This is a genomic window from Erythrobacter sp. S227 (assembly GCF_057364925.1).
On the sequence record NZ_CP200280.1, the window covers coordinates 320,299 to 334,123 of the forward strand.

At 59.1% G+C, this 13,825-nt stretch carries 13 protein-coding genes; 6 read left to right on the top strand and 7 right to left on the bottom strand.

Features of this window, described 5'->3' with window-relative positions; genetic code table 11:
• Positions 1 to 74: 74 nt before the first annotated feature.
• Positions 75 to 989 carry a DUF4349 domain-containing protein gene (locus AC0V6Q_RS01455; protein ID WP_486166667.1) on the bottom strand — a complete coding sequence of 305 codons (915 nt, stop codon included), beginning with the start codon at positions 987 to 989 and terminating at the stop codon, positions 75 to 77.
• Positions 990 to 1,238: 249 nt separating this feature from the next.
• Here AC0V6Q_RS01455 and parC point away from each other — a divergent pair, with 249 nt between their 5' ends.
• Positions 1,239 to 3,530, top strand: coding sequence for a DNA topoisomerase IV subunit A (gene parC / locus AC0V6Q_RS01460; RefSeq protein WP_486166668.1), 2,292 nt, complete (start codon positions 1,239 to 1,241; stop codon positions 3,528 to 3,530).
• Here parC and AC0V6Q_RS01465 read toward each other — a convergent pair.
• The 5 genes from AC0V6Q_RS01465 to AC0V6Q_RS01485 form a co-directional block, all read right to left on the bottom strand.
• A complete protein-coding gene (locus tag AC0V6Q_RS01465) occupies positions 3,527 to 4,717 on the bottom strand; it encodes a CCA tRNA nucleotidyltransferase (RefSeq protein WP_486166669.1) in 1,191 nt (396 codons plus the stop codon). The two genes, parC and AC0V6Q_RS01465, sit on opposite strands and share 4 nt — an antisense overlap.
• Before the next feature lie 46 nt (positions 4,718 to 4,763).
• A complete protein-coding gene (locus AC0V6Q_RS01470) occupies positions 4,764 to 5,360 on the bottom strand; it encodes a CoA pyrophosphatase (protein WP_486166670.1) in 597 nt (198 codons plus the stop codon).
• Positions 5,361 to 5,362: 2 nt separating this feature from the next.
• Positions 5,363 to 5,911, bottom strand: a complete 549-nt coding sequence (locus AC0V6Q_RS01475; RefSeq protein ID WP_486166671.1) for a DUF1285 domain-containing protein — start codon at positions 5,909 to 5,911, stop codon at positions 5,363 to 5,365.
• Between the two features lie 67 nt (positions 5,912 to 5,978).
• Positions 5,979 to 6,530 (bottom strand): GNAT family N-acetyltransferase, encoded by a 552-nt coding sequence (locus AC0V6Q_RS01480; RefSeq protein WP_486166672.1) that lies wholly within the window; start codon positions 6,528 to 6,530, stop codon positions 5,979 to 5,981.
• 39 nt (positions 6,531 to 6,569) lie between these two features.
• On the bottom strand, positions 6,570 to 7,712 hold the full coding sequence (locus AC0V6Q_RS01485; protein ID WP_486166673.1) for a PQQ-dependent sugar dehydrogenase: 1,143 nt from the start codon (positions 7,710 to 7,712) through the stop codon (positions 6,570 to 6,572).
• On the opposite strand from AC0V6Q_RS01485, the gene AC0V6Q_RS01490 reads away from it, so the two are divergent.
• The 5 genes from AC0V6Q_RS01490 to folP all read left to right on the top strand — a co-directional run bounded on the left by AC0V6Q_RS01490 (position 7,711) and on the right by folP (position 13,029).
• On the top strand, positions 7,711 to 8,361 hold the full coding sequence (locus tag AC0V6Q_RS01490) for a ribonuclease HII (protein WP_486166674.1): 651 nt from the start codon (positions 7,711 to 7,713) through the stop codon (positions 8,359 to 8,361). The genes AC0V6Q_RS01485 and AC0V6Q_RS01490 overlap by 2 nt on opposite strands.
• 27 nt (positions 8,362 to 8,388) lie before the next feature.
• A complete protein-coding gene (locus AC0V6Q_RS01495) occupies positions 8,389 to 9,312 on the top strand; it encodes a calcium/sodium antiporter (protein WP_486166675.1) in 924 nt (307 codons plus the stop codon).
• Positions 9,313 to 9,522: 210 nt separating this feature from the next.
• Entirely contained in the window at positions 9,523 to 10,677 is a 1,155-nt protein-coding gene (locus tag AC0V6Q_RS01500) for a DNA methyltransferase (RefSeq protein WP_486166676.1), read from the top strand.
• A gap of 163 nt (positions 10,678 to 10,840) precedes the next feature.
• Complete coding sequence (locus tag AC0V6Q_RS01505) at positions 10,841 to 11,635, top strand: outer membrane protein (RefSeq protein WP_486166677.1); 795 nt, start codon at positions 10,841 to 10,843, stop codon at positions 11,633 to 11,635.
• Between the two features lie 254 nt (positions 11,636 to 11,889).
• Positions 11,890 to 13,029, top strand: a complete 1,140-nt coding sequence (folP, locus tag AC0V6Q_RS01510) for a dihydropteroate synthase (RefSeq protein WP_486166678.1) — start codon at positions 11,890 to 11,892, stop codon at positions 13,027 to 13,029.
• Between the two features lie 19 nt (positions 13,030 to 13,048).
• Here folP and AC0V6Q_RS01515 read toward each other — a convergent pair whose 3' ends face one another.
• Positions 13,049 to 13,819 carry an SDR family NAD(P)-dependent oxidoreductase gene (locus tag AC0V6Q_RS01515; protein ID WP_486166679.1) on the bottom strand — a complete coding sequence of 257 codons (771 nt, stop codon included), beginning with the start codon at positions 13,817 to 13,819 and terminating at the stop codon, positions 13,049 to 13,051.
• Between the last annotated feature and the right edge of the window lie 6 nt (positions 13,820 to 13,825).

Consider the following 13,825-nt stretch of genomic DNA (forward strand, 5'->3'; position numbering starts at 1 on the left):
ACCCCGAAAAGGGCGCACCGGTTTCTCTCCCCTAAAGGACCGATGCGCCCTTTGTCGTGAATGATGAGCTTGCCTCAGCCAGCGGGCTCTTCAGATGAGACTGGCGACGGGCTCTCGACAGGCGCTTGCGCCTTGGGCCTGATCCAACGCCACAATTTGAACGCTCCAAACCCGACAAGTCCAATTGGCACAATAACGGTGAAGGCCAACATCAAAAAGGCGATGACACTGCCCAGAATAGAGCCGAGCGAGTTCCACGCATCACGGATTGGCTGGGTAAAGCTGCCAGAGGCGCGGCTGCCGGATTCGTAACTGATCGTCATCTGGCTGAATGCGACACGTCCGCGCATCTCATTGAGCCAGCTTTGCGCTTGATCGATCTCTTGATTGACCTGCGCCACGCCGCGTTCAGCCTCGACCAGCTCTGCCACCGTCCCGCTGCGATTGCGCAAGATATCCATCAAGCGATCACGCAGCAGAGTGCGAGCCCGCAATTTGGCTTCGGTATCGACAATCTGTTTTGAGAGGTCCTCACCAGTGATGGACGATGAAACCAGCGTTCCGTCTGCGCTGCCGGAGCTTGCCTCGAGCTCTTTGGCAAAGGACCGCGCAATATTGGCAGCAACCGCGATTTGAAGATTGCCATAGGCATAATCGCCATCGGAATCCGTTTGATCCATCGAAATGATGCGGCACTGCGTTGGTCCGCGTGTTTCACAAAGGTCTGCATGGCGTTCCTGCAGGGGCTTGATTGCATCTGCGGGAAGGCGAAAGCCCAAAGCATAGCGATAGGCGATTTGCGGCGCTGCCACTGCGTCATCGACTTCAATGCTGTCGCCGTTGGCCGAGCTGCCCGTAGCCGCTTCAATCGCTTCCAACGCTGGCTCTGCAGAATCAGCGGCGACCATGTCCGCTTCCATATTTTGCGTTTCGCTGCAGGCGCTTAGAGCAAGAGCGAGCGCTCCGATGGAAATTAGTGACTTACGCATTTGTCTCTCCCTTGAAGGAAACCGGCGGATCAAGAATGGGGCAGCCGAACCTGACTTTGTCTTTAAGTGCCACATTCTTGCCGCAGTTGTGCCACAATTTTGCCATAATTCAAGTCAGACGAAGTTTTGTCGCCTTGTAATGGGGAGTTTGGCCTTGCCAAAACGGGTGGTCACGGCGCTATCGCCAAATCCACCAACTCTGTGGAAACTGCTCTCCCCCCTTGGGTCGCACCTTGCTAAGCGTGGGCGATGGCTGACCCCACTATGACCGACGATACCGATCCCTTTGATGCAATTGTTGATGCGCCCTTTGATGCCGCTTTGTCGGAGCGGTATCTGGTCTATGCGCTTTCGACGATCACCGCGCGTTCTTTGCCGGACCTGCGCGACGGGTTGAAGCCGGTGCACAGGCGGTTGCTTTGGACCATGCGTCAATTGAAGCTGTCACCGGACAGCACCTATAAAAAATCCGCCCGCGTCGTGGGTGAGGTGATCGGTAAGTATCACCCGCATGGCGACACCGCCGCTTACGATGCGATGGTGCGATTGGCTCAGGATTTCTCGCTTCGCTATCCTCTCGTTCAGGGGCAGGGAAACTTTGGCAATATCGACGGCGATAATGCCGCCGCCTACCGTTACACCGAAGCGCGCCTGACCAAGACGGCGATCCAGTTGATGGAAGGGCTCGATGCGGGCACCGTGGACTTCATCCCGACCTACAATGGCGAGGAAGAAGAGCCAGAGTTGATGCCAGGGCTCTTCCCCAATCTGCTGGGCAATGGGGCAAGCGGGATTGCCGTGGGCATGGCGACGAATATCCCCTCGCACAACGTTGCCGAGGTGATTGATGCAACGCTGGAATTGATCGACAATCCGCATGTCGAGCATGAGCGCCTGATGGAGTTGATGCAGGGGCCGGACTTTGCGACCGGCGGGCAATTGGTGGACAGCGCGTCGGTCATTTCCGAGGCCTATCGCACCGGGCGAGGGTCTTTCCGTTTGCGCGGTGTGTTCCATGCGCCAGAGGCAGAGAAGGCCGAAGATCAGGCAGCGGGCATTGAACGTCTGGGCGGCGGGCAATGGCAGCTGGTCATCACGCAAATCCCGTACCAGGTGCAAAAGGGCAAGCTGATCGAACAGATCGCTCAGGCGATTGCGGATAAGAAGCTGCCGATCCTCGATGATGTCCGTGACGAGTCCGACGAAAGCATCCGCATCGTGCTTGTCCCGCGCAGCCGCAATGTTGATCCGGAATTGCTGAAAGAGAGCATCTTCAAGCTCACCGATATGGAGACGCGCTTCGGGCTCAATATGAATGTGCTCGATGCGACCCGCACGCCGATGGTGATGGGGATTAAAGAGCTTCTGCAAAACTGGACCGCCGCGCAGATTGAAATCCTGCAACGCCGCACCCAGCACCGCCTTGACCAGATTGCGCGGCGGCTGGAGCTGGTCGAAGGCTACATCACCGCCTTCCTCAACCTTGACCGCGTGATCGAGATCATCCGTTACGAGGATGAGCCAAAGCAAGTGATGATGGCCGAGTTTGCGCTCACCGACCGTCAGGCCGAGGCGATCCTCAACATGCGTCTGCGGTCTTTGCGCAAGCTTGAGGAAATGGAGCTGCGCACCGAGAAGGATACACTTCTCAAAGAGCAGGAAGAGCTTAACAAGCTTCTCGAAAGCCCCGCACGCCAACGCACGCGCCTCAAAAAGGACCTGCGCGCCCTTCGCAAGGATTACGCCGAGGACACCGCTTTGGGCGCGCGCCGCACGCGGATCGAAGAGGCCGCGCCTGCGGTCGAGTTTTCGATGGACGCGATGATCGAGAAGGAGCCTGTGACCGTTATCCTCTCCCAAAAGGGATGGATCAGGGGCGCCAAAGGCCACGTCGATCTTGATCAGGAGTTCAAATACAAGGAAGGCGACACACAGGCCTTTATCCTCCATGCGCAGACGACGGACAAGCTTCTGATCGCAGGGTCAGACGGACGGTTCTACACCCTTGGGTGCGACAAATTGCCGGGCGCGCGCGGCTTTGGTGAACCGGTGCGCAATATGATCGACCTGCCTGCCGAAACCAGCATCGCCTCCATGCTCGTGCACAAGCCCGAAGGCCGGCTGTTGCTCGCCTCCAGCATTGGCAAAGGCTTTATCGCGGAGACCAAGGAACTCATCGCCGAGACCAAAAAGGGCAAGCAGGTGGTGAACCTCAAAGGCAACGCCAGGCTGCAAGTCATCCGCGAAATTCCTGCGGGCCACGATCATGTCGCGGCGGTGGGAGAGAACCGGAAACTGATTGTCTTCAATATGGAAGAGATGCCCGTGATGGCGCGGGGGCAGGGCGTGATGCTGCAGCGTTACCGTGATGGCGGATTGAGCGATGCGACGACCTTCACGCTTGCCGATGGGCTGAGCTGGCAAATGGGCGGTTCGGGCGATCGCACCCGCACCGAAAACGAAATCTGGCAATGGAAAGTCGCGCGCGGAGCCGCCGGACGCATGCCGCCTCAAGGGTTCCCGAAGAACAATAGGTTCTAGGCTGAGAGCACTTCCGCCAAAATCGCCTCAACCCGTGCCTCATCGGGAAAGCCCTCTGCGACCCATTGGCGCTCCACCGTTTGCAGGATGCGGGCGACTTCTGGTCCTGCCGCAACCCCGCGCGCAACGATTGCACCGCCTTTGAGCGGGAAGGTGGGCGGCATCCAATGGGCAAGCGCGCTTGCGTCCTCACCCAGCAACAGCATCCGGTCAACGGCGAACGGCACGGTGAGATTGTAAGCGAGCGCTTGCGGGTTCTCGGCATCTCCCGCACCTCTTTCCGCCGCCGAAACAAGGCGTGCGCGCTGCGCTCTGGAAAGCCTGAGGCGGGCCGCTACCCCCTCGGCAACATCGGGTGAGGGCGGGAGCAGGCTTGCCAGGCGGCGGATCGGATCGGGCGCGATGGATTGCGCTGCTTCGCTGTCGATGAGCGCGCGAAACGCCTTGATATGCACCTTGCAAGCTTCCGGCAGGATGACCGGCAGGACGCCGCGTTCAAACATGCGCTGCACAGTCGCGTGCGGATCGGGCAGGGAGATCAGACGCAGAAGTTCATCGGCAACGCGCTCCCGGCTCAGACCCTTTAGCGTTGCCGAAAGGTCGGCGCATGCTTCCTCCGCCTCATCATCCAGCCGAGCGCCAAAGCGGGCCTGAAAGCGGTAGTAGCGAAGGATGCGAAGATGGTCCTCTGCGATCCTTTCGCGCGCATCGCCAATAAAGCGCACACGGCGCGCCTCCAAATCGTCCAGACCGCCAAAGTAATCTGAGATTTCAAGCGTCTCGGGGTGGGCGTAGAGCGCGTTGATCGTGAAATCGCGGCGGGCCGCATCGTCTTTCCATTCGGTGGCAAAGGCGACCGTTGCGCGCCTGCCATCGGTTGACACATCGCGGCGAAGGGTGGTGACCTCCACCGTCAGTTTTGCGTCCGCTCCATCATTCAAAATGGCGGTGACCGTGCCGTGGTCGATCCCTGTCGGGACGGTGCGAATGCCGGCGGTTTTGCACCGGTCGATCACGACATCGGGGGTAAGCGTGGTCGCGCAGTCGATATCGTGCACGTGCGTCCCCAACAGCGTGTCGCGCACAGCCCCGCCGACCCAGCGCACATTGTCTGCGCCCAGCGCCTGAGTGAGCAGCGCCAGGCCTTCGCGTTTGGGCCAATCAGCTTGGAGTAATGTCTTGGTCACGGTGGACTTGCGCTAAACAGAAAAGCGCGTGTTCGACAAGTTTCCTCTATTGGGTTCTTGTCCATTCAATGCGGCGAGCGAGATTGAGAATGATAGCGGCAGTCACACCCCAAATGCGAAAACCTTCGTAATTGAGCTCGAAATAGCGGCGGTCTTGACCCTTCCAAAACACTTCCTGCGCCGTCCAGTTTGCAGGATCAAGCAGCAGTTCCAGCGGCGGTTCGAACCATGCCTCGACCTCGGCAGGGCTTGGAATGAGCGGCAGGTCAGGCGGGACAACGCCCAGCACAGGCGTCACATCAAAGCCGGTGCCGGTGCGGTAAAGATCGCTGGTTCCGATCACGCGCACAGCGTCACGGGGAAGAGCGAGTTCTTCCTCCGCTTCCCTAAGGGCCGCGGTGACAGCGTCTTCTCCATCATCGCATTTGCCGCCCGGAAAGGCGACTTGCCCCGGGTGATCGCGCATGCCGCGCGGACGCTGTGTCAGGATAATGCCGGGCTCTGGCCGGTCCGTGACTGCGATCAAAACCGCAGCAGGCGTGCCTGTGTGACTATCGGCAAGTTCGGCGTCGTCCAAAAGGCCGTGCAACTCTTTTGCATGGCCCGTTTGATAAAGATCGCTCAGTCTATTGAATAAGTCCACGCTTATCCTTGAAGCGAAAAGAGCGCGCCCTGGCTAGAGACAATCCAGTCATCGCCGCCCGTCTCAAGCGCAATTTCAGCCAGCTGCGTGTAGGTTGAGCGGTTCAAACGCGCCTCTAACCCGCGCCGTACGTGGAGATAGATCGCAGGCGTGTCGGGGTCACCTGCAACGCGCAACTGGTTGTCGGGCCCTGCCACGACCAGTTCATCGGTGCTCAGCCGAAAGGCGAGATCGCCCTCTTTTGCAACGCAATCGACCGCGATAAAGGCCGCATCATCGACCTCGATCGTGAGTTTCTCGAACGGGGTGACCAGCCAGTGCTGCCCCGCATCATCGCGCGTTAGAAGGCTGGAAAACGCGCGCACCATAGCCGGGCGGCGGATCGGATCGCCTTCGTGAAACCATGTGCCATCGGCGGCAATGCGCATATAGCTGTCGCCCAGTTTTTCAGGTGCCCAATTCTCCACCGGAGGGAGTTTGCGGTCTTCGACCTGCTTGGCGATCTCGGCGAGGCTGAGTTCGGCGAGGTAAGGTGGTGGTTCGTATGGCATAGTCGAGCTATGCGATGGCAGAAGCTTGGCACGTAGGAAAGTGCATTTGCGCACCTATGGGAAAATCTTAGCTTGCTACATTGCTTTCCAAGCCATTCCAGGGGCCCAGCATTCCCTCTTGCGGCATCTGCGAAAGCGCCGCGCCGCGTGCAAGCAGCCGCTCTTTTTCATAGGGGCCCGGGCATTGCCATCCAACGGTTGACCCCGCGCTAAAGCCCCAGCGCCCGTAATATTCCTCGTCTCCGATAAGAACTTGCGGGAACACAGGCGAGCCTTCGCCCGCCATGCGGTTTTCCGCGTCCAGCATCGCCATCATCAACCCAACGCCAAACCCTTCGCCCTGGCGTTCGGGGACAACAGCCACCGGCCCAACCATGACAAGTGGCACGCGCGCGCCGTCTTTGGCTTGCAGGCCGACGGGATAGCACTGGATCGTGCCGACCAGCATTTCGTCTGCATCAAGCGCTGCGAAGGACAGCGCATCGAGCCACTCCATACCTGCACGAATGCGGTAAGCGGTACGCGCATGGCGATCCTCGCCGAACACACGGTCGAGCAATTCCTCGATCATGGCGGGTGGAACCGCTGAAAGCGGGACGAGAGTAGCTGTTTCAGACATCGCGCCGGGCGCTAGGGCCTTTGCGCTGCTTTGCCAAGCTTACATGCTGAGGCGAAGGACAGACCCTTCGTCCGTCGCCACCCAAATGCTGCCGTCCGATGCAATATCGAGCGAGCGAACGCGTCCCTCTATCGGATAGCGGGCCGCTTCGGTCGCGCTCTCGCCTTCGATTTCGACGCGGACGATGGCGCGGCTGGAAAGGCCAGCGATAAGAGCATCACCTTGCCAATCGGCGAACATGTCGCCTGAATAGAACTGCATATCGCCCGGCGCGATCACCGGCGTCCACCAGATTGCGGGCTTGTTATAGCCGTCATCGTCCGTGTGGTCGGTGATGGGGTCGCCGTTGTAATGCTCGCCATAAGACCGCGTGGGCCAGCCATAATTCGCACCGGCCTCAACCAGGTTCAGCTCATCCCCGCCAGCAGGGCCATGCTCTACATCCCACAGGCGACCTTCTGCGTCCCAATCCATACCCAGAATATTGCGGTGGCCGTATGACCAGATTTCAGCGGTCACGCCGCCGTTATCGGCATACGGATTGCCTTCAGCCGGGCTACCATCAAGGTTGAGCCGCACAATAGAGCCCAGCGTGTTGCTCATATCTTGTGCAGGCGACATTTTCTGACGGTCGCCGCTGGCCACATACATATGGCTTTCATCGGGTGAGAATGTGATGCGGTGTGAATAGTGGCCACGGCCCGATACTTTGGGTGCCTGATGCCAGATCACTTCAAGACCTTCGACCGCGCAGTCCTCCATCGAGGCGCAAGACAAAGTGCCTTTGCCGACAACCGCGCCGCGTGTGTCGCCATCGTCGCCCATCTCGGCCCAGCTGAGATAGATGGTACGACCATCAACGCTTGTCCCGGCTTCGCTTGGCAGGAAGGCGATATCGCCAAATCCGCCTTGTCCGCCAAAGGCCACTTCAGGCGCGCCGGCAACGGTGGCGGACTGGCCGCTCTTCGTGTCCATCACCTTGAGGACGCCCTCTTTCTCGGTGACGAAAAGCATGTCGGTGCCCGGTGCAAATTCAATCGCCCACGGTTTTTCAAATTCGCCCATTTCGGCGATGGTCAGGCCGCCGCTACGAGAGCTTTCCCCGGTTTCGGCCGTCGCACAGCTTGCGAGCGCGAGCGCGGGGAGAGAGGATAAGGCGGTATATTTTGAAAGAGTGTTCATGTCGCAGGGAACTCCTGAACTTAAAATTGGTGCCCGCTCATGTGCAACCGGACCTATTATTATAGGGGTCGATGAGGCGGGGCGGGGGCCATTGGCCGGGCCGGTGGTGGCCGCAGCTGTTGTTATGGGGGAGGCGATACCTTCGGGCGTCACGGATTCCAAGAAGTTATCGGCCAAACGCCGCGCCGTGTTCGACGAGGAACTGCGCAAGAGCTGCCAATGGGCGGTCGCCGTGGTAGATGCAGCCGAGATCGACGAGGTCAACATCTTTCAGGCAACCATGCAGGCGATGACGCGGTGCGTGTGCGATCTGGTTGCTCAGCTGGAGGGCCAAAATCTTGGGGGCCCTGAGATCGTCCTGATCGACGGCAACCAGACACCAGAGCGCCGCTGTGACGATTGGCGATGGCCTGCGCGTGCGATTGTCGGGGGCGACGGGCTCGAACCTTCGATCAGCGCCGCTTCCATCATCGCCAAGGAATGGCGCGACCGTTTGATGGTCGAAGCAGCACAGGCGCATCCGCAATACGGGTGGGAGCGCAACAAGGGCTATGGTACGAAAGAGCATATGGACGCCTTGCAAGAGCATGGTCCAACCCCTTTCCACCGCCAGACATTTGCCCCTGTGGCTCAAGCCCGCTTGCTTTAGCGGCTCAAGGCTTTAGGCGCATACGCCATGTTGAATGCGATCCTCTTAAGTCTGGCGGGCCTTGTGGGCCTTGCCATTGGCGGCGAACTTTTGGTGCGGGGCGCTGTTGGCATTGCCCAAAAACTGGGCGTTTCGACCCTGTTTACAGGGCTTGTGATCGTCGGCTTTGCGACATCCATGCCCGAAATGGTCGCCAGCGTTCAGGCAAGCCTTGCGGGCTCTCCCGAGATTGCGTGGGGCAATATCGTTGGATCAAACCTTGCGAACACGCTTTTGATCCTCGGCGTTTCGGCGCTCGTGGCACCGATTATCCTGACAGGCGTTGGACAGCGCGATGCGGTGGTTGCGTTGTCTGTGACCGTGCTTTTGTGGGGGCTTGTCCTGTCCGGCTATGGCGCGCGATGGATCGGTTTTGCGCTATTGTTCGGCATCGTCGCCTACATCGTCTGGCGCTACCGCAATCCGGGGCAAAGCCTGGAGGATGAAGAGGACGAAGAAGGCCCGCAAAACGGTGTCGTCGCGACCGCGCTGTTCGTGGCCGGGCTGGGCATTCTTGTGCTGGGCGGTGATGCCTTGGTCACAGGCGCAATAAGCCTCGCAACGATATTCAAGGTGCCAGAGACGGTGATCGGCCTGACCGTTGTCGCCGTGGGCACAAGCCTGCCGGAACTCGCCGCCTCGATCGCCGCTGCCCTGCGCGGGAAATCCGCGCTGGCTCTGGGCAATGTAGTGGGCTCCAACATTTACAACATCCTGCTGATCGGCGGGGCGACGATGAGCATTGCGCCTTTTGCGCTTCCCGCTGAGCTTGGCGGCCTGCAAATGGCGCTTCTAACGGCAAGCGCGGCGGCGCTATTGGCACTGCTATGGTTTGCAAAGCGCATCGGGCGTCCCTTGGGCGCGCTATTGCTGGCGGCGTTTACGGCTAACGTCGTCTTGGTATTCGCCTGAGTCCTCCACGCAACACCCCCTACATCTGGAGTCCCTGCCTTAAGGGCGGACTCAACATTGTGTGGGGCCCCGTTTTGTTCCGCCCCGCACTTAGGGGCGTTTACCAAGCATTAACCATAAGAGCCCAGAAACTAAGCGCTTGACGCGAAACGCCTGAGGACTCATCCCCTGTGGATAAGTTTGGCGAATAGTGACCTCTGGGACAGAATTATGGGCGTGATTGAAACAACAAAGCAGCGGACCAAGCGGGCAGCCAAAGCGACCTCGCAGGACGTGCGCGCGCTCCTTCCGCTGGGCCAGATCCTCGACGGAGACTGCATCGAAGCCCTGCGTTCGCTCCCCGATAACAGCGTCGATTGCGTCTTCGCAGACCCGCCCTACAACCTTCAGCTTGGCGGCGATCTCAACCGCCCAGACGGGTCCGAAGTGGATGCGGTCACGGACCATTGGGACCAGTTCGACAGTTTCAAAGCTTATGACGAATTTACAAAGGCTTGGCTAATCGAAGCGAGACGCGTTCTGAAGCCTGACGGCGCGCTTTGGGTGATCGGCAGCTATCACAATATCTACCGCGTGGGCGCGATCCTTCAGGATATCGGGTTCTGGATCCTCAACGATATCGTGTGGCGCAAGACCAACCCAATGCCCAATTTCAAGGGTACGCGTTTCACCAATGCGCATGAGACTTTGATCTGGGCAAGCCAGGGTGAAAAGGCGCGCTATCACTTCAATTACCGCGCGATGAAGACGCTGAATGACGAGCTGCAAATGCGCTCTGACTGGGTGCTGCCGATTTGTTCAGGCAATGAGCGTTTGAAGGAAAACGGCACCAAAGTGCACCCGACGCAAAAACCGGAAAGCCTGCTCTACCGCGTGCTTCTGGCCACGACAGAGCGCGGGGATGTGGTGCTAGACCCCTTTTTTGGTACAGGCACAACCGGCGCGGTTGCCAAGCGTTTGGGCCGCGAATGGATCGGGTGCGAGCGCGAAGACGTATACCGCGATGCCGCCTACAAACGGATCGAAAAAGAGCTTCCGCTGGATGAAAGCGCTCTCACCACGATGCAATCCAAGAAGGCCGCTCCGCGCGTCGCCTTTGGCGCAGTGGTGGAAAGCGGGTTGATCAAACCGGGCTCACAAATCTTCGACAAGAAGCGCCGCTGGTTTGCAACCGTGCGGGCCGACGGCTCGCTCGAGTGCGAAACACCCAAGGGTAAGCTTCAGGGCTCCATCCATGGCGTTGGCAAGGACCTGCAAGGCGCGCCAAGCTGCAATGGCTGGACCTTCTGGTATTATCAGGACGGCGACGAGATGAAGCCGGTTGACGCCGCGCGCGACCTATACCGGCTGGCTAACGAAGACTGACCGTCCCACACTCGACTCGTTTCATCGAAAACTGCAACTGATTATCGCTTGCATTGCACGGGTCATCGACCTGTTGGCTCCCATTAATGTTACAAATTCGTACATGAGTTCTCATCGCACACCCCCGAACACTTGTGCGTTGGTTTAGAACAAGAGGTAACTCATGAAATACCAGTCAAAATTTCTTATCGCCCCGGCCATTCTGGCAGCAATGATCGCTGTTCCGGCAAGCGCTCAGGACAACAACACATCCGGACCCTACATCGGGGTCAGTGGCGGTATTGCACTGCCAAAGGACAGCAATAATGAAGGCGTTACTACCACGGCCGTGCCTGAAACCGATGATTTCGGCTCCATCCCGGCAGACACGCCCATCGGTTGGGAAACCGATTTCAACACCGGCTACACCATCAGTGGTCAGGCGGGATACGCGTTTGAAAACGGTTTCCGTCTAGAAGTTGAAGCAGCCTACTCAGACTACAGCGTTGACGATCACCAAGATCTGTCGGTTGGCGGCGCGATCATTGACGGCGTCGATTCAGCGGTCCTGACCCGCGGTCCGGCAAACGCTGCGAACCCGACCGTAGGAGATGTTCTTGCCGACGGACAAGGCGATGTCTCGACCTTCGGCCTGTTTGGTAATGTCTATTACGACATCAACACCGGCACCGCGATCAAGCCTTACATCGGTGGTGGTCTTGGCTATCAATGGGTCGACGTTGATTATCAGCCATCAGGCGTGCCGGTGGGCGACGACAGTGACGGCGTGTTTGCCTATCAATTGATGGCAGGCGCAAGCTATGCCGTGACAGACAGTGTCGAAGTCTTTGGCCAGTACACTTTCCGTGACACGACGGAAGACGTGGACATTCCTTTGACCATTCTTCCCGCAAACCTTGATGTTGGCGCGCAGCAATCGCTCGTCACTGCAGGGGTGCGCGTGCGCTTCGGCGGCTAACACCGGAACCACATTGCAATGGGAAGGGGCCGTGCAGCAATGCGCGGCCCTTTTTCGTTTGCGCCATCCTCGTTAGCGTGTGTCCTACACCGTGCAGGCTTGCTAAACCTGCCCCGCGATGTACGAATTGACACCATGGAAACCGGTTTGGGACAGGCATTTCAGGCAGGTTTTCGCGCCACAAGGTTTTTTGGCCCTGAACAGTGTGTCAAGTGTGTCAAAACTTGGCGATAATTGAAAGAATACAATAGACTATGACATCGAGCATCTATCTTCGTCCGGTCGGCCTTTCGCTTGGTCCGCAAACGGAATCAACCGGCGATGGCCCGGGCGCAATCCGGCTTGCAGGCACGATGGTCTATGCCAGCCGCTTTGCCCTGATTGTCCGCGAAGAAGGCAAGGTCACATACCGCCGCATATTCGGCGTGAGCGAGGCTGATTACGCTTTGGCAGAGCCCGGCGGCACTTTGACGCGCGAGGCGGAGCAGCAGTGGGAAAATCTGCAAAAAACCCACGCGCCGCTGACGCTGGGCGATCGCACCATTCGCCTTGATCAGCCGCAGGTGATGGGGGTTCTGAATGTCACGCCAGACAGCTTTAGCGATGGCGGCGAATGGCTGGAGAAACCCGATGCAGGACGCGCGCATGCCGCTGCCATGGTCGAGGCAGGGGCCGCGATCATCGACATTGGCGGGGAAAGCACACGGCCCGGCAGCACGCCCACCTTTGAAGGCGACGAGATAGAGCGCGTTGTCCCGGCCATCGAATATTGCGCAAGCATGGGCGCTGCGATCAGTGTCGATACAAGGCGTGCAGGCGTGCTTGAGGCGGCTCTTGCCAAGGGCGCGCATATGGCAAACGATGTCTCCGCGCTGCGCTATGACCCGCGGATGCTCGACCTTGTGGCGAGTTCAAAATGCCCCGTGGTGTTGATGCATGCGCCTGGCACGGGTGAGGATTTGCACTCCATGGAAGGGGTAAGCGGGGGCGCATATACCGATGTGGTGAGCGATGTGTTCGACACGCTTTACCACCAGCGGGCAAAGGCAATCGCGAACGGTATCGAAGAGACCCGCATCATGATTGATCCGGGCATCGGCTTTGGCAAATCGTTGGCTGACAATCTGGCGCTGATCAATGCGCTGCCGCTGTTCCACGCTTTGGGAAGCCCGCTTCTGGTCGGGCTAAGTCGCAAGCGGATGATTGGTGCGCTGAGCAATGAAGAGCCTGCGCACGAACGGCTTGGCGGCTCGATTGCCTTGGCGACCGCTGCGATGAATGCCGGTGCGCATATGCTGCGGGTGCATGATGTGGCCGAGACGGTTCAGGCGCGCAATGTGTGGCGCGGACTTCGCGATGCGGCGCTGACGGACTTTAGCGGGCTGCCTCTTTGAAGGCAGGGTGTCGGCCCCGTTACAGCGTAAAGCCGCCGTCGCTGACCAAGACATGTCCGGTGATGTTCGATCCGGCATCGCCGAGCATGTAGAGGATGGTTCCGGCCATTTCCTCGGACGTGGCAAAGCGGCGATTGGGCGTCGTCTTGGACATGCGTTTGAGGGTTTCCTCGCGGCCAATGGCCTCGACGCTAGCGTTGAAGTCATCGCCGCCCTCCCAAATGGCGGTGTCGACGCCGCCAGGCGCAATGGCGTTGACGCGGATATTGGCGGGTGCGTTCTCCATCGCGGCGATGCGCGCCATATGGGCAACCGCGGCTTTGGCCGGGCCATAAGGACCGATGCCGGGAACAGGCTTCACCCCGGTGGAGGAGCCGGTGATAACAACGCTGCCGCCTGTGTCTTTCCCATTGGCTTTGATGCCGCGCAAAGCGGCCCGCAAAGTAAGGAAAGCGCCATCAAGGTTGATCGCCATAACGCGGCGCCATTCATCGAAGGAGAGTTCGTCAATAGTACCAAACCCGCCAACGCCAGCGTTCACAACGGCGTGGTCAAGGTCCGACAACTTGGGGGTGAGGTCGTCCCACAAGGCTTCATCAGCAACGCTGCCAATGACGGCTTCAACCTCGCATTCAAGGTCGAGAGCGGCGAGACCCTCGGCGTCAACGTCAACAAGGAAGAGCTTGGCCGCGCCGCGCTTCGAAAGGAGCTTTGCACACGCAGCACCAATGCCGGAAGCCGCGCCAGTGACGAGGGCAGTGCGCCCGCCGAAGTCTTTGAGATTTGTCATGCGCCA

Bases quoted from the DNA above. Each gene is read 5' to 3' on its own strand.
- AC0V6Q_RS01515 (WP_486166679.1), bottom strand. From the start codon at position 13,819: ATGACAAATCTCAAAGACTTCGGCGGGCGCACTGCCCTCGTCACTGGC.
- AC0V6Q_RS01480 (WP_486166672.1), bottom strand. From the start codon at position 6,530: ATGTCTGAAACAGCTACTCTCGTCCCGCTTTCAGCGGTTCCACCCGCC.
- AC0V6Q_RS01505 (WP_486166677.1), top strand. From the start codon at position 10,841: ATGAAATACCAGTCAAAATTTCTTATCGCCCCGGCCATTCTGGCAGCA.
- AC0V6Q_RS01475 (WP_486166671.1), bottom strand. From the start codon at position 5,911: ATGCCATACGAACCACCACCTTACCTCGCCGAACTCAGCCTCGCCGAG.
- folP (WP_486166678.1), top strand. From the start codon at position 11,890: ATGACATCGAGCATCTATCTTCGTCCGGTCGGCCTTTCGCTTGGTCCG.
- AC0V6Q_RS01485 (WP_486166673.1), bottom strand. From the start codon at position 7,712: ATGAACACTCTTTCAAAATATACCGCCTTATCCTCTCTCCCCGCGCTC.
- AC0V6Q_RS01490 (WP_486166674.1), top strand. From the start codon at position 7,711: ATGTCGCAGGGAACTCCTGAACTTAAAATTGGTGCCCGCTCATGTGCA.
- AC0V6Q_RS01455 (WP_486166667.1), bottom strand. From the start codon at position 989: ATGCGTAAGTCACTAATTTCCATCGGAGCGCTCGCTCTTGCTCTAAGC.
- AC0V6Q_RS01500 (WP_486166676.1), top strand. From the start codon at position 9,523: ATGGGCGTGATTGAAACAACAAAGCAGCGGACCAAGCGGGCAGCCAAA.
- parC (WP_486166668.1), top strand. From the start codon at position 1,239: ATGGCTGACCCCACTATGACCGACGATACCGATCCCTTTGATGCAATT.
- AC0V6Q_RS01495 (WP_486166675.1), top strand. From the start codon at position 8,389: ATGTTGAATGCGATCCTCTTAAGTCTGGCGGGCCTTGTGGGCCTTGCC.